Here is a 22,755-nt window from a genome sequence, read left to right on the forward strand (position 1 = left end):
CGGCAATGCCGACATAAGAGACATAGACGGCGATACCGTCGCTCTCATGGCTGTCGAACCCCTCCTCGCGGACGACGACTTCGTGCCCCTCACGGGCTCCGGGCGCACCGCACCCTCGCTCGCGCTGCTCGCCCGGCCCCGTACGGCCGCCGAGGCCGCCGGAGCGGTCCTGGCCCGGGGGTCGCGCGGGGCCGTCGCCCGCGGCCGCGGCCGGTCCTGCGGCGACGCGGCGCAGAACGCGGGCGGGACCGTCCTGGACCTGACCGCGCTCGACCGGATCCGCGGCCTGGACGCGGCGGCGGGCCTCGTGGTCTGCGAGGCCGGCACGGAACTGGGCGCGCTCGCGCGGGCCCTGCTGCCGTACGGGCTCCACCCGCGGGCCGGCGGGGGCGGCTGGACGGCCGGCGGGACGGTCGCCTCGGGGTACGGGAACGGGGTCGAGGCGTTCGAACTCCTCGGCGCCGACGGGCGGTCCAGGACCGTCCGGCGCGGCGAGCCGCTCTTCGACGCGACGGTCGGCGGGCTCGGCCTCACCGGCGTGGTCCTCGCGGTGACGCTGGCGCTGCGGCCCGTCGAGACGGCGTACCTGCGGGAGCGGTCCGTCCGCTTCCGTGACGTCGACGCGCTGCTCGCGCACTGGACCGCGCCCGGCGCCGTCCCGGAGCCGTACGCGCGGGCCCGGGTCGAGCCGGCCGGGCGGGGCCGCGCCGTCCTCACGGCCGCCGCACCGGTCCCGTACGCCGGACTGCCCCGGGGCCACCGGGCCCGCCGCGCCCCGCTGGCCCCGCCGTCCTTCCCCGGGCCGTGGGCGGGCGGGCTGCGGCCGCTGCCGGGCCTGGCACGCGCGCGTGCGGTCCCGGCGTACGGCCGTGGTCCCCGGGCGGGCTTCGTGCGGTACCGGTGCGCCGTCCCGGAGGGGCGGGAGGAGGCCCTGCGCGGGCTCCTGGCGCTGCTCGCCGGGCGGCGCTCCCCCGCCCGGGGCGCCCGGCACGCGCGCGTGGAGCGGGTGTACGCGGACGGGGCGGGCCCGCTGGCGTTCCCGGTGCGCGGCTGGTGCCTGACCGTCGAGGTGCCCGCCGGGGCGCGCGGGCTCGGGCGGTTCCTGGACGTGCTCGACGAGCGGGTGGCGGAGGCCGGCGGGCGGGTCTGCCTCGCCGAGGACGCCCGGCTGCGGCCCGCGCTGCTTCCCGTGATGTATCCGCGGCTCGACGCCTTCCGCGGGCTGCGGGCCGCCCTCGATCCCCGGTCGGTGTTCCGCTCGGACCTCGCCCGCCGTCTCGGCCTCTGAAACCGTCCCTCTGAAACCGTTCAGGAGTGATGCGTCGTGAAGGACGCCTTCGGTGCCCCCCCAGTCCCTGCTGCTGCTCGGCGGCACGTCCGCGATCGGGCTGGCCACCGCGCGCCGGCTGATCGCCCGCCGGACCCGGACGGTCTGGCTGGCCGGCCGGCCCTCCCCCGAGCTGGACGCGGCGGCCGCCTCGCTGCGCGCCCTGGGTGCCGGGGTGCGGGTCGTGCCCTTCGACGCGCTGGACACGGACGTCCACGCGGAGCGGCTCGGGCGGGTCTTCGCGGAGGGCGACGTGGACCTGGTGCTGCTGGCCTTCGGGGTCCTCGGCGACCAGGCGCGCGACGAGTCCGATCCGGCGGCGGCGGTGCGGGTCGCGCAGACCAACTACACGGGCGGGGTCTCGGCGGCCCTGGTGTGCGCGGGCGCGCTCCAGGCGCAGGGGCACGGGTCGCTGGTGGTGCTGTCGTCGGTGGCGGGCGAGCGGGGACGGCGCGCGGACTTCATCTACGGCTCGTCGAAGGCGGGGCTCGACGTCTTCGCGCAGGGGCTGGGGGACGCGCTGCACGGGACGGGGGTGCACGTGATGGTGGTGCGGCCGGGCGCGGTGCGCGCGGCGCGGACGGCCGGGCGGCCGGAGCCGGCGCCGCTGTCGACCACTCCGGAGGCGGTCGCGGGCGCGATCGAGCTGGGGCTGCGGCGCCGCTCGGAGACGGTGTGGGTCCCCGCCCCGCTCCGCCTGGTGGCCTCGGCGCTGCGGCACGTGCCGCGCCCGCTGCACCGGCGGCTGCCGGTGGCTCCCTGAGGGCTGCGGACCGGGCCGCCGCCCCGGCCCGGCGTCGCCCTAGGGCGTGCGGACCGGGCTGCCGCCCTGGCTGGGGAGGGCGGCGACGGGGCGGCCGCTGCCGAACTCGTAGTCGTACAGCTTGCGCCAGACGCCGTCCGCGCCCTGCTCGTACAGGGCGAAGGAGGAGCAGGTCCAGGCGGCCTCGTAGTCGGCCAGTTCCTCGTACGCCCGGTCCATGGCCTCCTCGGCGATGCCGTGGGCGACGGTGACGTGCGGGTGGTACGGGAACTGGAGCTCGCGGACGAGCGGCCCGGCCTCGTCGCGGAGGCGGGCCTGGAGCCGGTCGCAGCCGGTCGTGCCCTCGGCGAGGGTGACGAAGACCACCGGGGAGAGCGGGCGGAAGGTGCCGGTGCCGCTCAGCCGGATCGCGAAGGGCAGCGAGTCGGCGGCGACGCCGGCGAGGTGGGCCTCGATCTCCGGCAGCCGGTCCTGGTCGACCTCGGTGGGCGGGACGAGGGTGACGTGGGTGGGGATGGCGTGCGCGGCGGGATCCCCGAAGCCCGCGCGCCGCTCCTGGAGCAGGCTGCCGTGAGGCTCCGGGACCGCGATCGAAACGCCGAGCGTTACGGTCCCCACGTCGTTCTCCTCCGTCGTCCGGGTCGGGTCGGTGTGCGGTGGTGCAGCCGCCAGTGTGCGGCCTGCACCACCCTCATGGCCAGGGTCCTCGGACCTGGTGCGGTCCGACTGTCCGGCTCAGTGCTTCGCGGGCAGGAAGCCGATCTTCTCGTACGTCTGGGCCAGGGTCTCGGCGGCGACCGCGCGGGCCTTCTCCGCGCCCTTGGCCAGGACCGAGTCCAGCGTCTCCGGGTCGTCCAGGTATTCCTGGGTGCGGGCCCGGAAGGGAGTGACGAAGTCCACCATGACCTCGGCGAGGTCGGTCTTGAGGGCGCCGTACATCTTGCCCTCGTAGCTCTTCTCCAGCTCCGCGATGCCGGTGCCCGTGAGGGTGGACATGATCACGAGGAGGTTGGAGACGCCCGGCTTGTTCTCCGGGTCGAAGCGGATCACCGTGTCGGTGTCGGTGACGGCGCTCTTGACCTTCTTCGCGGTGGCCTTCGGGTCGTCCAGGAGGTTGATCAGGCCCTTCGGCGTGGACGCCGACTTGCTCATCTTGATCGTCGGGTCCTGGAGGTCGTAGATCTTCCCGGTCTCCTTGACGATGTACGGCGCCGGGACGGTGAAGGTGTCGCCGAAGCGGCCGTTGAAGCGCTCCGCGAGGTCGCGGGTGAGCTCGATGTGCTGGCGCTGGTCCTCGCCGACCGGCACGTGGGTGGCCTGGTACAGGAGGATGTCCGCGACCTGGAGGATCGGGTAGGTGAAGAGGCCGACCGTGGCGCGGTCGGCGCCCTGCTTGGCGGACTTGTCCTTGAACTGGGTCATGCGGGAGGCCTCGCCGAAGCCGGTGAGGCAGTTCATGACCCAGCCGAGCTGCGCGTGCTCGGGGACGTGGCTCTGGACGAAGAGGGTGCAGCGCTCCGGGTCGAGACCGGCGGCGAGGAGCTGCGCGGCGGCGAAGCGGGTGTTGGCGCGCAGCTCGGCCGGGTCCTGCGGGACCGTGATGGCGTGCAGGTCGACGACCATGTAGAAGGCGTCGTGGGACTCCTGCAGCGCGACGTACTGCCTGATCGCACCGAGGTAGTTGCCGAGGTGGAACGAGCCCGCGGTGGGCTGGATTCCGGAGAGCGCGCGGGGACGAGCATCAGAGGCCATGCACATCATTCTCTCAGGTGCGGGAACCGATCCCGGACTGCCCGTGCGCGGGGAGCGCGGGCCGGCGGTGCGCTGAGACGAGGACCACACCGGGGGGCGGCGGGCGCGGCCCGGACGGGGCCGTTCCGCTCGCGGCGGGACCCCGCCCGGCCGCCGGGCGGGCAGGCGGTGCCGGGGGGCCGAGCGAGCAGATCCGGGTGCCGGACGGGCGGATCCGGGGGCCGGACGGGCGGATCCAGGGCCGGACGGGCGGATCCAGGGCCGGGTGGGCGGACGGGCAGGCCGGGGCCGGGTGGGCGGCCATCGGCTCGGCGACCCCGCCGCGGGCCCCGGCCAGGACGGGCTCGTCCTCGGCCGCGGCGGCGGTGACGGCGTGGGCGGTCCGGTCGGCGACGGGCGGCGACGGGCGGCGAGCCCGGGGTCGGCCCCGGGGAGGGCCGGGTGCCGGGACGGGGTGGTGGTCGCGTGTTCCTCCGGGAGCACGTCGGAACGTCCCGGGGCGGGTGCCGCACGGGACGCGGGGCGGCCCCGTGGTACCCGGGCGAGCGGCACCTCGTGCGGTGGGGCGCGCGCGGCTCTCCCGGGGCCGGTTCCCCGTACGCCGGTCGCCGCGCGTGTTCACGGCCCGGCGGGCGCGCCGTCGTCCGAGGTTTCTTCGTCCGGTGGGCGAGCGACGATAAGAAAGGGGCCACAAGACTTCCCCGGCCGCAGGACGATCGGAGATCCCGTGTCGAGAACGCAAGACGAGATCGCTGCCTCGGACGCGCACAGCGCCCACAACTACCATCCGCTGCCCGTCGTCGTCGCCTCCGCCGAGGGGGCCTGGATGACCGACGTCGAGGGGCGTCGCTACCTGGACATGCTCGCCGGCTATTCGGCGCTGAACTTCGGGCACGGCAACCGCCGGCTGATCGACGCGGCGAAGGCCCAGCTGGAGCGGGTGACGCTCACCTCGCGGGCCTTCCACCACGACCGGTTCGCCGAGTTCTGCGCACGGCTCGCGGAGTTGTGCGGCAAGGAGACGGTGCTGCCGATGAACACCGGGGCGGAGGCGGTCGAGACGGCCGTGAAGACGGCCCGGAAGTGGGGGTACGAGGTGAAGGGCGTGCCGGACGGGCACGCGAAGATCGTGGTGGCGGGGAACAACTTCCACGGCCGGACGACGACGATCGTGTCGTTCTCGACCGACCACGAGGCGCGGGACCACTTCGGCCCGTACACGCCGGGGTTCGAGATCGTGCCGTACGGCGACCTGACGGCCCTGGAGGCGGCGGTCACCGAGAACACGGTGGCGGTGCTGCTGGAACCGATCCAGGGCGAGGCGGGCGTCCTCGTCCCGCCGGCCGGCTACCTGCGCGGGGTGCGGGAGCTGACGGCCCGGCGGAACGTGCTGTTCATGGCCGACGAGATCCAGTCCGGCCTGGGCCGGACGGGCCGGACGTTCGCCTGCGAGCACGAGGACGTCGTCCCCGACGTGTACATCCTGGGCAAGGCGCTCGGCGGCGGCGTGGTGCCGGTGTCGGCGGTCGTCGCGGACGCGGACGTCCTGGGGGTCTTCCGTCCCGGCGAGCACGGTTCGACCTTCGGCGGCAACCCGCTGGCGTGCGCGGTCGCGCTGGAGGTCGTCGCGATGCTGCGGACCGGGGAGTACCAGCAGCGGGCGGCGGAGCTCGGCGAGCACCTGCACGCGGAGCTGGGTCTCCTGGTGGGCGGTGGCGCGGTGGAGGCGGTGCGGGGCCGCGGCCTGTGGGCGGGCGTCGACGTCGCGCCGTCGCGCGGCACGGGCCGCGAGATCTCGGAGCGCCTGATGGGCCGGGGCGTCCTGGTGAAGGACACGCACGGTTCGACGATCCGGATCGCGCCGCCGCTGGTGATCTCGAAGGAGGACCTCGACTGGGGTCTGGAGCAGCTGCGGACGGTCCTGTCGGACTGACCGGGTCCGCTCCCGGGGCGGCGGCGCGGCGCCGCCCCGGGGACAACTCGGCCCATTGACACCGGAGTTGGTCTAGGCCAATGATGCGGCCATGTCGAGACTCCGTCTGCGTCACGCCGCGCGCGGCGCGCTCGCCGTCCTCCTCCCCCTCGCCCTCCTCGGCGCCGCCACCGGCCCCGCCCGGGCGTCCGCGGGGACGTGGGCCGCTCCCGTCGTGTCCCGCGTCGAGACGACGGACCCGGTCGTCTTCCTCACCGTCGACGACGGCTGGTTCCACGACCCCGCCGCCGCCGAGCTGCTGCTCGACCGCCGCGTGCCGGCCTCGCTGTTCCTGCTCCCGGGGGCGTACGCGTACGACTCGGGGTACTTCCACCGGCTGCTGGACCACGGCCGGGTGCGGGTCGAGAACCACACGGTCGGCCACCCGGACCTCACCACGCTCGACGCGGCCGGGCAGCGGGCCGAGGTCTGCGGGGCGCGGGACGCGCACCTCGCGGAGTTCGGCGACGGGCCGCGGCTGCTGCGCCCGCCGTACGGGGCGCACGACGCGGCCACCCGGACCACCGCCCGCGCCTGCGGCGCGAAGGCCGTCGTGACGTGGACGCACGACCTGACCACCTGGGGCGGCCGGACGCCGCCGGCCCCGGGGCTGAAGGCCGGCGACATCATCCTGCTGCACTTCAACGAGACGCTGGAGCAGGACCTGGAGCGGGCCCTGGCCCTCGCCGACGCGGCGGGACTCGCGCCCGCGCCGCTGCGGGAGTACGTGCCGGAGTAGGAGCTACAGGATGACGTGCGGGAGGAAGCGGGCGTACTCGTCGGTGACGGGGCCCGCGGACTCGCGGATGCCGAGGCCCGCGGCCTCGTCCTCGACGACCCACGCGCCGAGCAGGGTGCGGTTGCCGTCGAAGTCGGGGAGCGGGGCCAGGCCCTGGTAGCAGCAGGGCTCGTCGCGGACGGCGGCCTCGCCGCCGGGCTCGTGCAGGGTGACGCCGGCGCCCTCCCGGCCGAGCAGCGGCTTGGCCGCCCAGCCGGTGGTCGTCGCCAGCTCGCGCGGCCCGTCGAGATAGGCGGGCAGCAGGTTGGGGTGGCCGGGGTAGAGCTCCCAGAGGACGGCGAGGAGCGCCTTGTTGGAGAGCAGCATCTTCCAGGCGGGCTCGATCCAGCAGGTGGTGCCGGTGGAACCGCCGTTGTCCAGGGTGGACAGGACGTGCTTCCCGAAGGGGTCGGTGACGAGCCACTCCCACGGGTAGAGCTTGAAGCAGCTGCGGATGAAGCGGAGCTTCTCGTCGACGAAGCGGCGGGAGAGCCGGTCCCAGCCGATCCGCTCCACGGAGAGCGCCTCGGTGGCGAGCCCGGCCTGCTCGGCGGTCTCGCGGAGGTACGCGACCGTCATCAGGTCCTCGCCGAGCTCGTCGGTCTCGGAGTGGGCGAAGTGGACGGGGCCGGGCGGCAGCAGCGGCGCCTGCCGCTTCCAGGCGTCGACGAGCCGTTCGTGGAGCGAGTTCCACTGGTCGGCGCCGGGGAAGCGGTCCTCCATCCAGAACCACTGGGGGCTCGCCGCCTCCACCAGGGAGGTGGGGGTGTCCGCGTTGTACTCCAGCATCTTCGCCGGGCCGGTGCCGTCGTAGACGAGGTCGAAGCGGGCGTAGAGGGAGGGGAGTTCGGAGCGGCGGTGCCAGGACTCCGCGACCCGCTCGGCGACCTTGGGATCGGTGATCCCGAGGTCGGAGAAACGGTTCCGCTCGACGATGTGCGCGGCCGCCGCCAGGCACATGGCGTGCAGCTCCTCGACGACCTCCTCCAGCGCCTCGACCTCGGGCAGCGTGAAGGAGTAGTACGCGCTCTCGTCCCAGTACGGGCGCAGCGAACCGTCCGGGTAGCGGGTCAGCGGATAGACGAGCCCCTGCTCCTCGACGATCTCCTGCCAGCCCGGGCGGGGTTCGATGGTGTGCCGTTCCATGGTGCCGGTCCGTCCGTCCTTCGGTCCTGCGCGTCAGCCGCCGCTCGACCCGGAGGACGAGCAGCCGAAGCCGCCGGTCTCGACGGCCTTCCGGTCGAAGCTGCCGCCGGTCACGCGCGATTCGCGGACGGAGCCGCCGTAGTAGTAGGCGCCGCGGGCGGTGGTGCCGTCGTCATCGTCGTCGTCGGAGGAGCCGGTGTCGCACCGGTAGCTCGGCAGCTCCTCCAGCGTGACCGGGTCCGCGCACCTGCGGTCGGGTTCGGCGCCGCAGGCGGTGATCGTCGCCGCGAGCACGCCCATACCGCCGAGCACCACCGTGCTCGACCTGAGCCTCCGCATGTCCCTCGCCCTCCCCTTCGCGTGGCCGCGTCGCACCCCTGTGCGCGCCGCGCGCCCGCGCTGCCGTACATATGACCGCGCGCCTCGCGACCGCACAGTGTAGGCCGCCGCGTTCCGCCCCCGACACCTAGAGTCGCTATGTGCTCTTGGGTATGGTTTGCGCGCTCGGATCGGCGCTCTGTTTCGGTGCGGCGACCGTCTTCCAGGCCGCCGCCGCCCGCGCGGCCGCGCCCGGGACGGGCAGCGGGGTGGACGTCGGGCTGCTCTGGCGGGCGGTGCGGCGGTGGCGGTACGCGGTCGGGCTCGCGATCGACGGACTCGGCTTCGCCCTGGAGGTCGTGGCGCTGCGGACGCTCCCCCTGTACGCGGTCGGCGCCGCGCTCGCCGCGAGCCTCGCCGTCACCGCCGCGCTGGCCTCCCGGATGCCGGCGGTGCGCCTCGGCCGGGCCGAATGGGCCGCGGTGGCCGCGGTCTGCGCCGGGCTCGCGCTGCTGGCGCTCGCCGCCGGCCGGGAGGGCCACCGGGAGGGACCCGAGGCGCTGCCGTGGGTCCTGCTGGGCGTCGCCGCCGGGGTGCTGCTGCTCGGCGCGGCGGCCGGGCGCCTCCCCGGCCGGCCCCGGGCGCTGGTCCTCGGCCTCGGCTCCGGGCTCGGTTTCGGCGTGGTGGAGGTGGCCGTGCGGCTCCTGGACGGGGTCGACCTCGCGGACCCGGCCCTGTGGGCGCTGCTGCTCGGCGGCGGCGCGGCGTTCCTCCTCCTCACCTCGGCCTTCCAGCGGGGCGCGGTGACGACGGCGACGGCCGGGATGGTCCTGGGCGAGACGCTGGGCCCGGCGGCGGCCGGCCTCCTCTGGCTGGGCGACGAGACCCGCGAGGGCCTCGGCGGGCTCGCCCTCGCCGGCTTCGTCACGGCCGTCGCCGCCTCCCTGGCCCTCGCCCGCTTCGGCGAGCCGCCGGTGCCCGCGCCCGGACCCGTGCGGGAGCGGACCGCCGGGTGACGCGGCCCGGACCCGTGCGGGAGCGGACCGCCGGCCGGCGCTCAGGCCTTCGCGCCGCGCGCCTCCAGGTACTCCTCGAAGGTGACCCGGCCGGTGGCGTGCCCCGGGGCCAGGTGGCCGCCCGCGCGGAAGGCCCGGTACGTACGGCCGGCCAGGGGGACGGGCAGGAGGCGGCGGCCGCGGCCGGTGGCGGCGAGGTGGGCGCGGGCCAGGTCGGCGAGCGTCCGCACCTCGGGGCCGCCCATGTCGGGGACACGGCCCGCGGGCTCGCCGGCCGCGAGCTCCGCCAGCCGCTCGGCCACCTCGGTCACCTCCACCGGCTGGTCCGAGACGCCGGCCGGCAGCGGCATGACCAGCGGGACCTTCCCCGCGGTCGCCAGGACCCGCGCCACCAGGTCGTGGAACTGGGTGGCCCGCAGCACGGTCCAGCCGAGCCCGGACTCCTCGACCAGCCGCTCCACCGCGTGCTTGGCGCGGTAGTAGCGGAGCGGTACCCGGTCGACCCCGACGACCGAGATGTACACGAGGTGCCGGATCCCGGCCCGGCGGGCCGCCGCGATCAGCGTCCGGGCCGCCTCCTCGTCGCCGCCGCGCGGGGAGGAGGCGCAGTGGACGACGGTGTCGGCGCCCGTCAGCGCCTCGTCGAGACCGGCACCGGTCCGCAGGTCCACGGGGTACCGCGGCGAGCGGCGGCTCAGCTCGCGCACCTCGTGCCCGGCGGCGGCGAGCCGCGCGCACAGCGGCCCGCCGAGGGTGCCGGTGGCCCCCGTCACCAGGATCGTCTTCGTCGCCGTCGTCATCTCCGGGGTCCCTTCCCTCCGCGGACGCCCCCGCGGAGCGCCCCTCCCCCGTGGGGACCGGCGGGGCCGCCCGGATGTGACAGCCCCGGCCCCGGCCTCAGTCCCGGCCCCGGCCCATGGCCTCCGGACGGGTGGCGAACTGCCGGCCCGCGAAGACGAGCTTGTCCGGGTTCATCACCATCCGCACGTCGGTGATGCGGCCGTCGGCGCGCGTCTCCACCGTGGCGACGCCGATGAGCCGGGCGCCGACGTGCAGCACGACGCCGGGCGCGCCGTTGACCTCGGCGACGGTGAGCGCGGAGCCCTCCTCGCGTCGGGCGGCGACGCCGACGAGGAAGCGGAGGACGCGGTCGCGGCCGCGGACGGGACGGAGCGCGGACCTGACCTTGCCGCCGCCGTCGCTCCACCAGACGACGTCCGCCGCGAGGACCTTCTCCAGGCCCGCGAGGTCGCCCTCGCGGGAGGCGGCGACGAAGGACTCGACGAACTCCCGGTGCCGCTCGGGCGCGGGCGGCCCGGCGCGGCGGGAGGCCCCGTCGTCGCCGGGCGCGGCCACCCGCCGGGCGGCCCGGACGTACAGCTGGCGGCAGTTGGCCTCGCCGAGGTCGAGCAGGCCGGCGATCTCCCGGTGCGCGTAGCCGAAGGCCTCGCGGAGCACGTACACGGCCCGCTCGGCCGGGGTGAGCCGCTCCAGGAGCAGCAGCAGCGCCGTCGAGACGTCGTCGCTCCGCTCGACGGCCTCCAGCGGTCCCGCGCCGGGCGCGCCGAGCGGGCCCCGGGCGTCGGTGAACACCGGCTCGGGCAGCCAGGTCCCGGTGTACCGCTCGCGGGTGGCGCGGGCGGAGGTGAGCCGGGTGAGGCAGAGGTTGGTGACGACCCTGGTGAGCCAGGCGCCGGGCCGGACGATGGCGGCCCGGTCGGCGCCGTCCCACCGCAGGTAGGCGTCCTGGACGGTGTCCTCGGCCTCCTCGGCGGACCCGAGCATGCGGTAGGCGAGCCCGAAGAGCCGCGGCCGGTACGCGGTGAACTCCCGCGCGGCGGCCTCCGCGTCGCCCGGCGACCGCCCGTCCGGAGTGGAGTACGACATCACGCCCCCACCCTGCCAGACGGCCGCCCCGGCCCGCCCGGCCCCTCAGGCGTCCTCCGGGGACCGGGCCGTGTCGACGCCCTCCAGGACGCGGCACAGGGCCTGGAGGGCGCCCTGCCAGGCGCTGTCGGGCGGGGTGCCGTAGCCGACGACCAGGCCCTCCAGGGTCCGTCGGGCCTGCGGGTGGCGGAAGTGGCCCAGGCCCTGGACCGCGAGGCCGTGCCAGGCGGCGGAGCGGAGGGCGGCGGCCTCGGTGCCGGGCGGGAGGGAGAGGACGGCGTGGAGGCCCGCCGCGATGCCGCCGACGCGGATCCCGGGGGCGCGGTCGGCGAGCGCGGCGACGAGCTGGTCGCGGCGGTGCCGGTAGCGCAGCCGCATGGCGCGGACGTGCCGGTCGTGCGCGCCGGTGGCCAGGAAGTCCGCGAAGGCGAGCTGGTCGGGGGTGCCGCACATCCAGTCCACCACCGCCCCCTTCGCGGCGACGACCTCGTCCACCAGGCTCTCCGGCAGCACCATCCAGGCGAGCCGGAGGCCGGGCGCGAGGGACTTGCTCGCGGTGCCGAGGTAGACGACCCGCTCCGGGTCGAGGCCCTGGAGCGCGCCGACGGGCTGCCGGTCGTACCGGAACTCCCCGTCGTAGTCGTCCTCCAGGACGTGACCGCCGGTCGCCCGCGCCCAGTCGACGACGGCCGTCCGCCGGTCCGGCGGCAGCGCCCCGCCGAGCGGGAACTGGTGGGCGGCGGTCAGCAGCACCGCGTCCGGAGCGAGGGAGGTCAACTCCTCGACGCGGGTGCCGCGTTCGTCGAAGGGCAGCGGCGGGGTGGCGAGCCCGGCGTCCCGCAGCAGCCCGGCGTGCGGGCCGAGTCCGTACGACTCCACGCCGACGGCCCGGGCCCCGCGCCCGCGCAGGGCCCGGCCGATCAGCATCAGACCGTGCGCGAACCCCGAGCAGATCACGATCCGTTCGGGCCGCGCGTGGACGCCCCTGGCGCGGGCCAGGTACTCGGCGAGGGCCGTCCGCAGCTCCTGCCGGCCGCGCGGATCCCCGTACCCGAAGGCCTCGTTGGGCGCGGTGGCGAGCGCCCGCCGGTACGCCTTCAGCCACGCGGCGCGCGGGAAGGAGGCGAGGTCCGGGGTGCCGCTGCGGAGGTCGTACGCCGGTGGGCTCGTCCGCCGCCGCGCGACCCGCCACGCGGAGCCGCCGGGCGTGGGGCCCGCGGGGGGCGCGGGCGGGGCCGGGGACCTCCCGCCCTCCCCCGCAGCGGCCGCCGCCTCCGCCCCGGGCGCCGGCCGGGGGGCCGCGCGGCGGGCCACCCGGGTTCCGGAACCCTGGCGTGCCGTGAGCCACCCCTCGGCCACCAGTTCGGCGTACGCGTCGGCGACGGTGTTCCGGGCCACCCCGAGGTCCGCCGCGAGCTGGCGCGAGGACGGCAGCCGGGTGCCCGGTGCGAGGCGTCCGCTCCGCACCGCCTCGCGCAGCGCGTCCATGAGACCGGCCCTGAGCCGGGTGCCGCGCAGGTCCAGATGGAGGTCGGCGCCGAAAGTGGCCCAGTCATCCTGCATGGAAATGGACCATACCCGCATGCCATCCGCTGCGTACGGTGGCTCCATGACCACCACCACCGTGCACTCCCCCGCCCAGGCCCTCGCCCACGAGCACACCCCGCGCATGCCCTTCGCCGAGCGGGTCCCCGACTTCTACCGGGCGATGCTCCGCCTGGAGCAGGAGGCCGCCAAGGGCGTGGACCCGACGCTCTACCACCTGATCAAGATCCGCGCCTCGCAGCTCAACCACTGCGCGTTCTGCCTCGACATGCACACCAAGGACGCCCTCGCCGAGGGCGAGTCCGTCGAGCGCGTCGTCCAGCTCTCCGCCTGGCAGGAGTCGCAGCACTTCTACACCGAGCGGGAGCTGGCGGCGATCGCCCTCACCGAGGCCGTCACCGTCCTCACCGACGGCTTCGTCCCGGACGAGGTGTACGCCGCCGCCGCCGAGCACTTCGACGAGGAGGAGCTCGCCAAGGTGATCGCCGCGATCGTCGTCATCAACTCCTGGAACCGCATCGCCGTCACGACCCGCATGGTCCCGGGCCACTACACCCCGCGCGCCGCCCACTGATCCCTCCGCGGGAACGGGCGGAGCCCCCCGGTCCGAGGACCGGGGGGCTCCTGCGCGTTCGAGGGCGGGCTCGGATGAGGCCGAGCTCGCGGACCGCGTCGCGCACCGATGTCCCGACGCTCCCCTCGCACCGCTCGGCCCCAGGGGGCCTCCCGGGCTTCGGGAAGCCGCGTCGGACTCCGTCCGACGGCGGGTGGGCTCAGATGAGGCCGAGCTCGCGGACCGCGTCGCGCTCCTCCGACAGCTCCTTGACGGAGGCGTCGATGCGGGCGCGGGAGAAGTCGTTGATCTCCAGGCCCTGGACGATCTCGTACGTGCCGTCCTTGCAGGTGACGGGGAAGGAGGAGATCAGGCCCTCCGGGACGCCGTAGGAGCCGTCGGACGGGACGCCCATGGAGGTCCAGTCGCCCTCGGCGGTGCCGTTGACCCACGTGTACACGTGGTCGATGGCGGCGTTGGCGGCGGAGGCGGCGGAGGAGGCGCCACGGGCGTCGATGATCGCGGCGCCGCGCTTGGCGACGGTCGGGATGAAGGTGTCGGCCAGCCACGCCTCGTCGTTCACGACGTCGGCGGCGTTCTTGCCGGCGATCTGCGCCTGGAAGATGTCCGGGTACTGGGTCGCGGAGTGGTTGCCCCAGATGGTGAGGCGCTTGATGTCCGTGACGGAGGAACCGGTCTTCTGGGCCAGCTGCGTCAGCGCGCGGTTGTGGTCCAGGCGGGTCATCGCGGTGAAGCGCTCGGCCGGGACGCCCTTGGCGTTGGCCTGGGCGATGAGGGCGTTGGTGTTGGCCGGGTTGCCGACGACGAGGACCTTGATGTCGTCCGCGGCGTGGGCGGCGATGGCCTCGCCCTGCGGCTTGAAGATGCCGCCGTTGGCGGCGAGCAGGTCGCCGCGCTCCATGCCCGGGCCGCGCGGACGGGCGCCGACGAGCAGGCCGATGTTCGCGCCCTCGAAGCCCTTGTTCGGGTCGTCGAAGATGTCGATGCCCTTGAGCAGCGGGAACGCGCAGTCGTCGAGCTCCATGGCGGTGCCCTCGGCGGCCTTGACGCCCTGCGGGATCTCGAGGAGGCGCAGCTTGACCGGCACGTCCGCGCCGAGCAGGTGGCCGGAGGCGATGCGGAAGAGCAGCGCGTAGCCGATCTGGCCGGCCGCGCCGGTCACGGTGACATTCACGGGAGTGCGGGTCATGGCGATCTCCGTAAGACAGCTGGCGGTGGGGTTTCCCTGCCCCTGAGACTGGATACCGCTTCCTGATCGATCGATGTCTCGACGTGAAGAGATATCCGGCGGTCAGGCTATCGGAAGCCGACCCCTCCGCACCCCCACCCCCTTGTGGTGCGGCTCACCTCCCGCCCCGTTTCACCCTCCCGTGCAGCCGTCCTCGCCGCCGGTGAGGGCCGCGCAGGCGCGCGCGGCGCCCCCGGAGGCGACCGGGATCATCGCGGTGTACGCGCCGCCGTCGCCGTCCGCGAGGACGTAGGCGACGCGGACGGCGGTGCCCGACTGGACACTGACCTCGTCCCCGGGGGTGCCTCCGCTGATCCGCGCCCAGGCCGCGGCGCAGGCCTCGCTGTGCCGGACCTCGACGAGGGCGGCGCCGACGCGGGTGCGGGCGACGGTGGTGGCGAGCGGCCCGCCGCACCCCATGTCCTCGGGGTCGAGCCCGCCGCAGTCCGCGCCGGTGCAGCGGACGCCCTCGGGGAGGCTGGGGCCGGGCGTCGGGGCGGTGGTGGTGGCGGGCGGGGGCGGGGCGGCCGCCGGCGCCTTCCCGGTCCCGCCGAGGTCCACGAGGAGCACGGCGGCGGTGACGACGAGGGCGGCTCCGACGATCCCGGCGACGTAGAGCAGCGGTGAACCCCGCCGCGGCGCCCGGGCGGCGGAAGGCCCTGGTCGCGGCGCCCGGGCAGCGGAAGGCCCGGCTGCCGGCCCCGGCGGCACGGGCCTGATGCGCATGGTCCGGTCGGCCGCATCGGCCGGGGCGGGCGGGGCCGCCGGTACGGCCGGGACAGCCGGAGCCGCCGAGGTCGCCGGGCCGGCGGGGCCGCCCGGACCGGTTCCGCCGGCCGGTGCGCCCTCCGGGGCCGGCCCCCGCTCCCGTACGCCCGCCCCCGCCCCGGCCTCCGGTGCCTCCGGCACCGCCCGCTCGCGCAGCAGCCGCTTCCAGGCCCGGTCGGCGTGCTCCCAGTGGGCGGTGAGGGGGCCGAGGTCGGCGCCGGTCACGTCGGAGAGCGCGACGACGGCGCTCCTCGGCACGGGCCTGACGGCGTTCGCGTACGCGTCCCAGTCGGCCCGCTCGTGGCCGGTGCGCTCGGCGACGGCGGCGACGCCGAGTCCGCTGCGGTCGATGACCAGCCGGAGCCGTTCCGCGAACGTCCTCACGTCCGGATCGAGTTCACCGGACAGCGCCTTCCACGCCGACATCTGCACCCCCTCGTCGATGTTCCTCGAAGGATGGCAGTTCCGGACGGTGAACGGGACCCGGCCGAGGAGCGCGGATGTACCGGAATGGTCACCTCCGTGCCACAGCGGACGGCGCGAACTTGCCCTCCGTTGGCGCGTACATGACCCTTGATCACGGGACGGCGCCCGCCCTCCCACGGGGGAGAGGGCGGGCGCCGTCGCCACGTGACCGGATGGGGTCAGGTCACCGTCAGATGGAGGACGTCCTCCAGGAACGGGATCCGGAGCCAGGGCCTCGGCTGCACCATGAGCGCGAGCAGCACGATCAGCGAGCCCATCACCCCGTACGTGACCATGTCGGTGAAGCGCGAGCGGACCGCGAGCATGCCCACCGAGGGCAGCAGGCGGCGGAGCACCGCGCCGAGCAGCAGCGCGGCGCCCACCAGCATCGTCCCGACCCGGAAGGACTGTCGGAAGGGGTCCGTCCCCACCACGAGCAGGCCGAGGGCCGCCGTCCCCAGGACGAGGAGCAGCGGCCACTGCCGGGCCGGCGCCGGGGCGTCGCCGCCCGCCGCCCGGCCGCCGCCCTCGGGGCGGGCCGTGTCGGTGGTGACCGTCGGCGGCCGGCGCGAGCCCCGCACCCGGCGGACCTTCGACACCCGGCCGCGCGGCAGCTCCCGCGGACCGTCAGGGCTCCCGGGGGCGGCCGGGCTCCCCGAGGTCATCTCAGAGCGCCGCGGCCGCGCGCTCCGCGGCCTCGACGACGTTCACGAGCAGCTGCGCGCGGGTCATCGGGCCCACGCCGCCGGGGTTCGGGGAGATCCAGCCGGCCACCTCGGCGACGTCCGGGTGGACGTCGCCCAGGATCTTGCCCTCGGCGTTGCGCGAGACGCCGACGTCGAGGACGGCCGCGCCGGGCTTCACGTCCTCCGGCTTGATCAGGTGCGGCACGCCGGCGGCGGCCACGATGATGTCGGCGTTCCGCAGGTGCGCCGAGAGGTCGCGGGTGCCGGTGTGGCACTGGGTCACGGTGGCGTTCTCGGAACGACGGGTCAGGATGAGCGGCATCGGGCGGCCGATGGTGACGCCGCGGCCGACGACCACGACCTCGGCGCCGCTGATCTCCACGCCGTGGGCGCGGAGCAGGGTGACGATGCCGTTCGGCGTGCAGGGCAGGGGGGCGGGCTCGTTGAGCACCAGTCGGCCGAGGTTGGTCGGGTGCAGGCCGTCGGCGTCCTTCGCCGGGTCCATCAGCTCCAGGATCCGGTTCTCGTCGATGCCCTTCGGCAGCGGCAGCTGGACGATGTAGCCGGTGCACTCCGGATCCTCGTTGAGCTCCCGGACGACCGCCTCGATCTCCTCCTGCGTGGCGGACGCGGGGAGTTCGCGCTGGATGGAGGCGATGCCGACCTGCGCGCAGTCGCGGTGCTTGCCGGCCACGTACTTCTGGCTGGCCGGGTCGTCGCCGACCAGGACGGTGCCGAGACCGGGCGTGACGCCCTTCTCCTTGAGGGCCGCCACGCGGACGGCGAGTTCGGACTTGATCGCGGCCGCGGTGGCCTTGCCATCGAGAATCTGGGCGCTCATGGGGACATCCTCCCGGATGACCCCCGCCGAGTTCCAATTCGGTCCCTCCCGGCTCCCGCCGGGGTCCCCGGGGGAGCGCGGGGGGCCGGAACGGAAAGTTGCACGTGCACAACTCCGGTGCGTATCGACTGGACAACACCTCGGAGCTACGGCGACGATGACCAGCGCAGTGCCGCGGGAAGTGCCGGGGGGAGTCCGCTCACGTGCCGTGAAAGTTCCTCCGCGCGGGCCGCGTCGTCCCCGCACGAGAACATTCACGGAGGAAAGCCCCGATGAGCTTCGGCGAACCGAACAACCCCTACGGCCAGCCGCCGCAGGGCCAGCAGCCGGGCTACGGCTACCCGCAGGCCCCCCAGGGCGTCCCGCAGCAGGGCAACTACGGCTACCCGGCCGCCCCGCCCGTCTCGCCGTACGGCGCCTACCCGGGCGGCCCGGGCATGGTGCCGCAGTCGATGCCGGGTCTGCTGACGACGGCGCGGGTCTTCCTGTACCTGATCTCCGCGGTGCAGATCGTGCTCGGCCTCATCTACGTCTACGTGGCGAGCATCGCCAGCGACGCCTCGGACCTCGCGTCCGACTACGGCAGCGGCAGCGACAACCCGTTCGAGGACATCGGCGACTTCGCCGCCGGCGCCGCCATCGCCCTCGCCCTCGTGTTCCTGGGCCTCGCCGCCCTCTCGATCACGCTCGCGGTCAAGTTCGGCAGCGGCGGCCAGGGCGTGCGGATCACCACGGTGATCTACGGCGCGCTCGGCACCATCGTGGGCGCCATCGGCCTCTTCATCGGTCTCGACTCGGGCCTGGCCACGGCCGTGATCTTCCCGCTGATCTGGGTCACCTTCGGCGTGATCATCACGCTCGCGCCGGTGGTCCCCAGCGGCACCGCCTGGTTCTCCCGCCCGCGCTACTGATCCGCGCGGCACGCCGAAGGGCCCGGCTCCCCGACGGGAGCCGGGCCCTTCGGCGTACCCGCTACTTCCTCTTCAGCACCGCGAAGCCGTCCGAGCGGTGGACGATCTCGTACGCCGCCTCCGGGTGCAATTGCGAAGCCGTCACGGCCGGGTCCGAGGTCTGGCCCGACCAGCCGCGCAGGTCGAGGGCCAGGTAGTCGGGGGTGGCGCCCTTCGAGGTGCCCACCCAGTAGACCGTGTGGTCGGCGGTGAGGTGCGCGAGGAGCGGGACGTCCGCCTCGACGGAGGCGCCCTCGGGGACCGCCGCGACGGCCGCGCGGGCCTGCTCGGCGCGGAGGTCGGCGGCGTACGTCTCCGGTTTCAGCAGCTCCCGCAGCGGCAGGTTCGCGGCAAGGACGAGCGCGACGGCCGTGGCGGCGGCGACGGCGACCTTGCCGTAGGAGGCGAGCCAGGGGCGCGGCGAGGTGCGCACCGCGCGGACCGCGTCCACCAGGGCCAGGAAGACGATCGGCATGAGGACGGCGCTGTAGTGCCAGTGCAGGCCCCAGTGGTTGGCGTCCTGGGAGACGAACCGCCAGCCGAGGGTGGGCAGGGCGAGCAGCACCAGCGGGGAGCGCAGCGCGAGGAAGCCGGTGATCGCGAGGAGGTACAGGACCATCTCCCAGCGTTCGCCGGACGTCAGCGCGTCGGTGGCGATCTGGACGAGGGAGGTCTCGGCGCCGCCGCCGGTCTTCTCGATCTTGGCCCAGTAGTCGTACTGGCCGAGCTTGCTGGCCGTCGGGATGAGGACGAGGACGGTCAGCGCGAAGAAGGCGGCGCCGAAGGCGGCGAGCGCCGCGCCGAGCTTCTTCTGTCCCTTGAGGGCGAGGACGACGCCGACCATGGCGACGGTCAGGCCCATGTCCTCCTTGACGAGGACGAGCGGAGCCGACCAGGCGACGGCGGCGGTCCAGCGGCCGAGGAGCAGCGCGCGGCAGGTCAGGGCGAGCAGCGGGACGGCGAAGGCGATCTCGTGGAAGTCGGACTTCACCGCCTCCTGGAGGCCCCAGGACAGGCCGTAGGCGACGGTGAGGGCGAGGCCGGTGGCCCGGCTGCCGAGGATCTGCTGGGCGGTGCGGCCGACGATCACGGCGGAGCCGGCGAAGAGCGCGGCCTGCGCGAAGAGCAGCGAGACCGGCGAGGGCCAGAGCCAGTAGAGCGGGGCGAGGAGCGCCGTCACGGGGCTGAAGTGGTCGCCGAGTATGGGGAAGCCGGGCCCCTTGATGTCGGCGACGGGGACCCGGAACTCGGCGTAGGAGCGGACGGCCTGCCCGAAGATGCCGAGGTCCCAGGAGGGGGTGCGGAAGTGGTCGTACTGCACCCAGGAGTAGAGGAAGTACAGGGCGGTGAGGACGGCCGCGATCAGCACGTACGGGAGGTACGGCACGGGCGCGGCGGCGGTGTCATCGGCGGGCCGTTCGCCGGCGGGGTCCGCCGACGCTCGTCTCAGTACGTCCAACACCACGTCTCCACTACTGCCGGCCGGGCCAGGGCCTGACCATTAGACCAGAGACGACTGTGGGGCCCTCCTGTTCCGGAGGGCCCCACGGTCGCGTGGCGTCAGTGGAAGAAGTGGCGGGTGCCGGTGAAGTACATCGTCACGCCGGCCTTCTTCGCGGCCTCGACGACGAGCTCGTCGCGCATCGAGCCGCCGGGCTGGACGACCGCCTTCACGCCGGCCGCGGTGAGGATCTCCAGGCCGTCGGGGAAGGGGAAGAAGGCGTCGGAGGCCGCGTAGGAACCGCGGGCGCGCTCCTCGCCGGCCCGCTCGACGGCGAGCTTGGCGGAGTCGACGCGGTTGACCTGGCCCATGCCGACGCCGACGGAGGCGCCGTCCTTGGCGAGCAGGATCGCGTTGGACTTGACCGCGCGGCAGGCCTTCCAGGCGAAGGCGAGCTCGGCGAGCTCCTCGGCGGCCAGGGCCTCGCCGGTCGCGAGGGTCCAGTTCGCCGGGTCGTCGCCCTCGGCCTGGAGGCGGTCGGTGACCTGGAGCAGGGCGCCGCCGTCGACGGGCTTGACCTCGACCGGGCTGCTGGGGGCGCCCTCGGCGCGCAGCACGCGGATGTTCTTCTTCTTGGCGAGCACCTCGACGGCGCCGTCCTCGTACGCCGGGGCGACGATGACCTCGGTGAAGATCTCGGCGACCTGCTCGGCCATCGCGACGGAGACCGGGCGGTTGACGGCGATGACGCCGCCGAAGGCGGACAGCGGGTCGCAGGCGTGGGCCTTGCGGTGGGCCTCGGCGACGTCGGCGCCGATCGCGATGCCGCACGGGTTGGCGTGCTTGATGATCGCGACGCAGGGCTCGGCGTGGTCGTACGCGGCCCGGCGCGCGGCGTCGGTGTCCGTGTAGTTGTTGTACGACATCTCCTTGCCGTGCAGCTGCTCGGCCTCGGCGAGGCCGCCCGTGCCGTCGACGTAGAGCGCGGCGCCCTGGTGCGGGTTCTCGCCGTAGCGGAGCACGTTCTTGCGGGCGTAGGTGGCGCCGAGGAAGTCGGGGAAGCCGCTGTCGTCGGCCGCCGCGTAGTCGTCGGCGAACCAGGAGGCGACGGCCACGTCGTACGCGGCGGTGTGCTGGAAGGCCTCGGCGGCCAGCCGCTTGCGGGCGGTCAGGTCGAAGCCGCCGGCCTGGACGGCGGCGAGGACGTCCGCGTACCGCTCGGGGCTGGTGACGATGGCGACCGACGGGTGGTTCTTGGCGGCGGCGCGGACCATCGACGGGCCGCCGATGTCGATCTGCTCGACGCACTCGTCCGGGGTGGCGCCGGAGGCGACGGTCTCGCGGAACGGGTAGAGGTTCACGACGACCAGGTCGAAGGGCTCCACGCCGAGCTCGGCGAGCTGCTCGCGGTGCGACTCCAGGCGCAGGTCGGCGAGGATGCCGGCGTGCACGCGCGGGTGCAGGGTCTTGACGCGGCCGTCCAGGCACTCGGGGAAGCCGGTGAGCTCCTCGACCTTGGTGACCGGGACGCCGGCGGCGGCGATCTTCCCGGCGGTGGAGCCGGTGGAGACGAGCTCGACACCGGCCTCGTGCAGACCGCGGGCCAGCTCCTCCAGACCGGTCTTGTCGTAGACGCTGACCAGCGCGCGGCGGATGGGCTTAACGGTGTCCGTGTTCACCGATCTGAACCTTTCGTCCCTCAATGCGGTAGCCGTGCCGGGCGAGACGCCCCACGACGTCGACGAGCAGCGAGCGCTCGACTTCCTTGATGCGCTCGTGCAGAGCGGATTCATCGTCCGACTCCCGTACCTCGACCACGCCCTGGGCGATGATCGGGCCGGTGTCGACGCCGTCGTCGACGAAGTGGACGGTGCACCCGGTGACCTTCACGCCGTGGGCGAGCGCGTCACGCACCCCGTGGGCACCGGGAAAACTGGGGAGGAGCGCCGGGTGGGTGTTGACGACCCGGCCGCCGAAGCGGGCGAGGAACTCCTTGCCGAGGATCTTCATGAACCCGGCCGAGACGACGAGGTCCGGCTCGTGGGCGGCGGTGGCGTCGGCCAGGGCGCGGTCCCACTCCTCGCGGCTCGCGTGGTCCTTCACCCGGCACACGAAGGTGGGGATCCCGGCCCGCTCGGCCCGCTCCAGGCCGGCGATGGAATCGCGGTCGGCGCCGACGGCGACGATCTCCGCGCCGTAGCCCTCGGGGTCGGCGGCGATGCCGTCGAGGAGGGCCTGGAGGTTGGTACCCGACCCGGAGACCAGAACGACAAGGCGGGCGGCAGCCACTGGGGTCACTCTTTCCGTGGTTATTGTGCGGTCCTACGAACGAATCGTGCCCGTCGATACGGGGAACCCTACGAATGGCTCGACCGTCAGCAACGATACCGGCACACGGGACGGCCCCCACGGGACGGGGGCGGGGCAGGGCGGTAGCGTCAGGGTCCGACGCCGGTCACGCCGCCCGGTGCGAAGCGGTCACGACGACAGAGGGAAGACGCCCAGCAGATGCCGGATCGCCAGTCCACGAACGACAACAACCCGTTCGCCCCGCCGCCCGAGGGCACTCCCGACCAGCCGTGGCAGCCGCGCCGGCCGGACGGTTCCGCGGGCTCCGGCGGCCCGGACGGATCGGGTGCTTCGGGCGGCTCGGACGGCGACGACGCCGGCTCCTCGTCGCCCGTGACGGGCGGCGCCGACGGGCGCTGGAGCCCGCGCCAGCCGGGCCGCTCCTCCGCCGGCTTCGGGCGCGGCCCGGAGCGCGGGGCCGACCGCCAGGGCGGTCAGGGCGGCTCCGGGCCCGAGCGGCCCGGGCTGCGCTGGGACCCCACGGACCCGGCCCAGCGGCGCGCGCGGTACGCGATCCTCGGCGGCATGTGGGCCTTCTTCTTCGCGATCTTCGACATCCCGGAGCTGGCCCTGCTGCTCGGCGCGCTCTCGCTGTACTGGGCGGTCAGCTCGCTGCGCGCCAAGCCGAAGGCGGCGACGGAGACCCCGGCGGGGGTGTCGCCGGAATCACAGGGCGCGTCCCAGCCCTCGGGACAGCCGGCCGCGGCGGCCGGTGCCCCGAACCCGGCCCGCTCGATGCGGACGGCGGCCGTCAGCGGCCTGGTGGCCTCGACCGTGGCCCTGCTGATCGTGGGCCTCGGCTTCACGATGCAGCTGGTCTACAAGGACTTCTACGACTGCCGGGAGGACGCTCTCACCCACGCGGGCGCGGTCTCCTGCAACGACCTCCTGCCCAAGCCGCTCCGGGACGGGTTCGGGGTGCGCGACTAGTCGCCTCCGGTTCCGTTCC

21 protein-coding genes and 1 pseudogene are annotated in these 22,755 nt (G+C 74.8%); 8 read left to right on the top strand and 14 right to left on the bottom strand.

Annotated elements, in window-relative coordinates; all coding sequences use genetic code 11:
• Nucleotides 1-46: 46 nt before the first annotated feature.
• Both IE245_RS16350 and dprE2 read left to right on the top strand, forming a co-directional pair.
• Nucleotides 47-1,288: an FAD-binding protein gene (locus IE245_RS16350; protein ID WP_189948047.1), complete on the top strand. Its 1,242-nt coding sequence runs from the start codon at nt 47-49 to the stop codon at nt 1,286-1,288.
• Between the two features lie 36 nt (nt 1,289-1,324).
• A pseudogene (gene dprE2 / locus IE245_RS16355) lies at nt 1,325-2,090 on the top strand (decaprenylphospho-beta-D-erythro-pentofuranosid-2-ulose 2-reductase).
• A 39-nt stretch (nt 2,091-2,129) separates the two neighbouring features.
• On the opposite strand, the gene IE245_RS16360 reads toward dprE2, so the two are convergent.
• Both IE245_RS16360 and trpS read right to left on the bottom strand, forming a co-directional pair.
• On the bottom strand, nt 2,130-2,708 hold the full coding sequence (locus tag IE245_RS16360) for a 2'-5' RNA ligase family protein (protein ID WP_189948052.1): 579 nt from the start codon (nt 2,706-2,708) through the stop codon (nt 2,130-2,132).
• A gap of 117 nt (nt 2,709-2,825) precedes the next feature.
• A complete protein-coding gene (gene trpS / locus IE245_RS16365) occupies nt 2,826-3,842 on the bottom strand; it encodes a tryptophan--tRNA ligase (RefSeq protein ID WP_189948054.1) in 1,017 nt (338 codons plus the stop codon).
• Between the two features lie 727 nt (nt 3,843-4,569).
• Here trpS and rocD point away from each other — a divergent pair.
• Both rocD and IE245_RS16375 read left to right on the top strand, forming a co-directional pair.
• Nucleotides 4,570-5,775 (top strand): ornithine--oxo-acid transaminase, encoded by a 1,206-nt coding sequence (gene rocD / locus IE245_RS16370; RefSeq protein WP_189948056.1) that lies wholly within the window; start codon nt 4,570-4,572, stop codon nt 5,773-5,775.
• A gap of 91 nt (nt 5,776-5,866) precedes the next feature.
• Nucleotides 5,867-6,553 carry a polysaccharide deacetylase family protein gene (locus IE245_RS16375; protein ID WP_189948058.1) on the top strand — a complete coding sequence of 229 codons (687 nt, stop codon included), beginning with the start codon at nt 5,867-5,869 and terminating at the stop codon, nt 6,551-6,553.
• A 3-nt stretch (nt 6,554-6,556) separates the two neighbouring features.
• On the opposite strand, the gene IE245_RS16380 is transcribed toward IE245_RS16375, so the two are convergent.
• Nucleotides 6,557-7,738, bottom strand: a complete 1,182-nt coding sequence (locus IE245_RS16380; RefSeq protein ID WP_189948060.1) for a glutathionylspermidine synthase family protein — start codon at nt 7,736-7,738, stop codon at nt 6,557-6,559.
• A 33-nt stretch (nt 7,739-7,771) separates the two neighbouring features.
• Nucleotides 7,772-8,077: a hypothetical protein gene (locus tag IE245_RS16385; RefSeq protein WP_189948062.1), complete on the bottom strand. Its 306-nt coding sequence runs from the start codon at nt 8,075-8,077 to the stop codon at nt 7,772-7,774.
• Nucleotides 8,078-8,229: 152 nt separating this feature from the next.
• On the opposite strand from IE245_RS16385, the gene IE245_RS16390 reads away from it, so the two are divergent.
• On the top strand, nt 8,230-9,072 hold the full coding sequence (locus tag IE245_RS16390; protein ID WP_189948261.1) for a hypothetical protein: 843 nt from the start codon (nt 8,230-8,232) through the stop codon (nt 9,070-9,072).
• A gap of 41 nt (nt 9,073-9,113) precedes the next feature.
• On the opposite strand, the gene IE245_RS16395 is transcribed toward IE245_RS16390, so the two are convergent.
• The 3 genes from IE245_RS16395 to pdxR all read right to left on the bottom strand — a co-directional run bounded on the left by IE245_RS16395 (nt 9,114) and on the right by pdxR (nt 12,522).
• Nucleotides 9,114-9,872, bottom strand: coding sequence for an SDR family oxidoreductase (locus tag IE245_RS16395; RefSeq protein WP_189948064.1), 759 nt, complete (start codon nt 9,870-9,872; stop codon nt 9,114-9,116).
• Between the two features lie 97 nt (nt 9,873-9,969).
• Complete coding sequence (locus IE245_RS16400; protein WP_189948066.1) at nt 9,970-10,959, bottom strand: RNA polymerase sigma-70 factor; 990 nt, start codon at nt 10,957-10,959, stop codon at nt 9,970-9,972.
• A gap of 45 nt (nt 10,960-11,004) precedes the next feature.
• Nucleotides 11,005-12,522: a MocR-like pyridoxine biosynthesis transcription factor PdxR gene (pdxR, locus tag IE245_RS16405; RefSeq protein WP_189948067.1), complete on the bottom strand. Its 1,518-nt coding sequence runs from the start codon at nt 12,520-12,522 to the stop codon at nt 11,005-11,007.
• 46 nt (nt 12,523-12,568) lie between these two features.
• Here pdxR and IE245_RS16410 point away from each other — a divergent pair, with 46 nt between their 5' ends.
• On the top strand, nt 12,569-13,078 hold the full coding sequence (locus IE245_RS16410; protein ID WP_189948070.1) for a carboxymuconolactone decarboxylase family protein: 510 nt from the start codon (nt 12,569-12,571) through the stop codon (nt 13,076-13,078).
• A 199-nt stretch (nt 13,079-13,277) separates the two neighbouring features.
• Here IE245_RS16410 and IE245_RS16415 read toward each other — a convergent pair whose 3' ends face one another.
• The 4 genes from IE245_RS16415 to IE245_RS16430 form a co-directional block, all read right to left on the bottom strand.
• Nucleotides 13,278-14,267: a malate dehydrogenase gene (locus IE245_RS16415; RefSeq protein ID WP_189948072.1), complete on the bottom strand. Its 990-nt coding sequence runs from the start codon at nt 14,265-14,267 to the stop codon at nt 13,278-13,280.
• 171 nt (nt 14,268-14,438) lie between these two features.
• Complete coding sequence (locus IE245_RS16420) at nt 14,439-15,500, bottom strand: DUF2690 domain-containing protein (RefSeq protein WP_189948074.1); 1,062 nt, start codon at nt 15,498-15,500, stop codon at nt 14,439-14,441.
• Between the two features lie 218 nt (nt 15,501-15,718).
• Complete coding sequence (locus IE245_RS16425) at nt 15,719-16,204, bottom strand: DUF3017 domain-containing protein (RefSeq protein WP_189948077.1); 486 nt, start codon at nt 16,202-16,204, stop codon at nt 15,719-15,721.
• Between the two features lies 1 nt (nt 16,205).
• The gene (locus IE245_RS16430; protein ID WP_189948079.1) at nt 16,206-17,066 is read right to left on the bottom strand and encodes a bifunctional methylenetetrahydrofolate dehydrogenase/methenyltetrahydrofolate cyclohydrolase; all 861 of its coding nucleotides are present in this window, start codon (nt 17,064-17,066) and stop codon (nt 16,206-16,208) included.
• A 272-nt stretch (nt 17,067-17,338) separates the two neighbouring features.
• Between IE245_RS16430 and IE245_RS16435 the strand changes: the two genes are divergently transcribed.
• Complete coding sequence (locus IE245_RS16435; protein ID WP_189948081.1) at nt 17,339-17,977, top strand: hypothetical protein; 639 nt, start codon at nt 17,339-17,341, stop codon at nt 17,975-17,977.
• A 61-nt stretch (nt 17,978-18,038) separates the two neighbouring features.
• Here IE245_RS16435 and IE245_RS16440 read toward each other — a convergent pair whose 3' ends face one another.
• From IE245_RS16440 to purN, 3 genes are all read right to left on the bottom strand, one after another.
• On the bottom strand, nt 18,039-19,478 hold the full coding sequence (locus tag IE245_RS16440; protein ID WP_373305339.1) for a DUF2079 domain-containing protein: 1,440 nt from the start codon (nt 19,476-19,478) through the stop codon (nt 18,039-18,041).
• A 98-nt stretch (nt 19,479-19,576) separates the two neighbouring features.
• A complete protein-coding gene (purH, locus tag IE245_RS16445) occupies nt 19,577-21,136 on the bottom strand; it encodes a bifunctional phosphoribosylaminoimidazolecarboxamide formyltransferase/IMP cyclohydrolase (protein WP_189948083.1) in 1,560 nt (519 codons plus the stop codon).
• Entirely contained in the window at nt 21,117-21,746 is a 630-nt protein-coding gene (gene purN, locus IE245_RS16450; protein ID WP_189948265.1) for a phosphoribosylglycinamide formyltransferase, read from the bottom strand. Before purN ends, purH begins: the two co-directional genes overlap by 20 nt.
• Before the next feature lie 219 nt (nt 21,747-21,965).
• Between purN and IE245_RS16455 the strand changes: the two genes are divergently transcribed.
• Nucleotides 21,966-22,736 carry a hypothetical protein gene (locus tag IE245_RS16455; protein WP_189948085.1) on the top strand — a complete coding sequence of 257 codons (771 nt, stop codon included), beginning with the start codon at nt 21,966-21,968 and terminating at the stop codon, nt 22,734-22,736.
• Nucleotides 22,737-22,755 lie beyond the last annotated feature (19 nt).

The organism is Streptomyces roseolus (assembly GCF_014649855.1).
Taxonomy (GTDB): domain Bacteria; phylum Actinomycetota; class Actinomycetes; order Streptomycetales; family Streptomycetaceae; genus Streptomyces; species Streptomyces roseolus.

Coding starts and splice junctions, on each gene's coding strand:
- IE245_RS16350 (WP_189948047.1), top strand. CDS start 47: ATGGCTGTCGAACCCCTCCTCGCGGACGACGACTTCGTGCCCCTCACG.
- trpS (WP_189948054.1), bottom strand. CDS start 3,842: ATGGCCTCTGATGCTCGTCCCCGCGCGCTCTCCGGAATCCAGCCCACC.
- IE245_RS16375 (WP_189948058.1), top strand. CDS start 5,867: ATGTCGAGACTCCGTCTGCGTCACGCCGCGCGCGGCGCGCTCGCCGTC.
- IE245_RS16380 (WP_189948060.1), bottom strand. CDS start 7,738: ATGGAACGGCACACCATCGAACCCCGCCCGGGCTGGCAGGAGATCGTC.
- IE245_RS16385 (WP_189948062.1), bottom strand. CDS start 8,077: ATGCGGAGGCTCAGGTCGAGCACGGTGGTGCTCGGCGGTATGGGCGTG.
- IE245_RS16390 (WP_189948261.1), top strand. CDS start 8,230: ATGGTTTGCGCGCTCGGATCGGCGCTCTGTTTCGGTGCGGCGACCGTC.
- IE245_RS16395 (WP_189948064.1), bottom strand. CDS start 9,872: ATGACGACGGCGACGAAGACGATCCTGGTGACGGGGGCCACCGGCACC.
- IE245_RS16400 (WP_189948066.1), bottom strand. CDS start 10,959: ATGTCGTACTCCACTCCGGACGGGCGGTCGCCGGGCGACGCGGAGGCC.
- pdxR (WP_189948067.1), bottom strand. CDS start 12,522: ATGCAGGATGACTGGGCCACTTTCGGCGCCGACCTCCATCTGGACCTG.
- IE245_RS16410 (WP_189948070.1), top strand. CDS start 12,569: ATGACCACCACCACCGTGCACTCCCCCGCCCAGGCCCTCGCCCACGAG.
- IE245_RS16415 (WP_189948072.1), bottom strand. CDS start 14,267: ATGACCCGCACTCCCGTGAATGTCACCGTGACCGGCGCGGCCGGCCAG.
- IE245_RS16420 (WP_189948074.1), bottom strand. CDS start 15,500: ATGTCGGCGTGGAAGGCGCTGTCCGGTGAACTCGATCCGGACGTGAGG.
- IE245_RS16425 (WP_189948077.1), bottom strand. CDS start 16,204: ATGACCTCGGGGAGCCCGGCCGCCCCCGGGAGCCCTGACGGTCCGCGG.
- IE245_RS16430 (WP_189948079.1), bottom strand. CDS start 17,066: ATGAGCGCCCAGATTCTCGATGGCAAGGCCACCGCGGCCGCGATCAAG.
- IE245_RS16435 (WP_189948081.1), top strand. CDS start 17,339: ATGAGCTTCGGCGAACCGAACAACCCCTACGGCCAGCCGCCGCAGGGC.
- IE245_RS16455 (WP_189948085.1), top strand. CDS start 21,966: ATGCCGGATCGCCAGTCCACGAACGACAACAACCCGTTCGCCCCGCCG.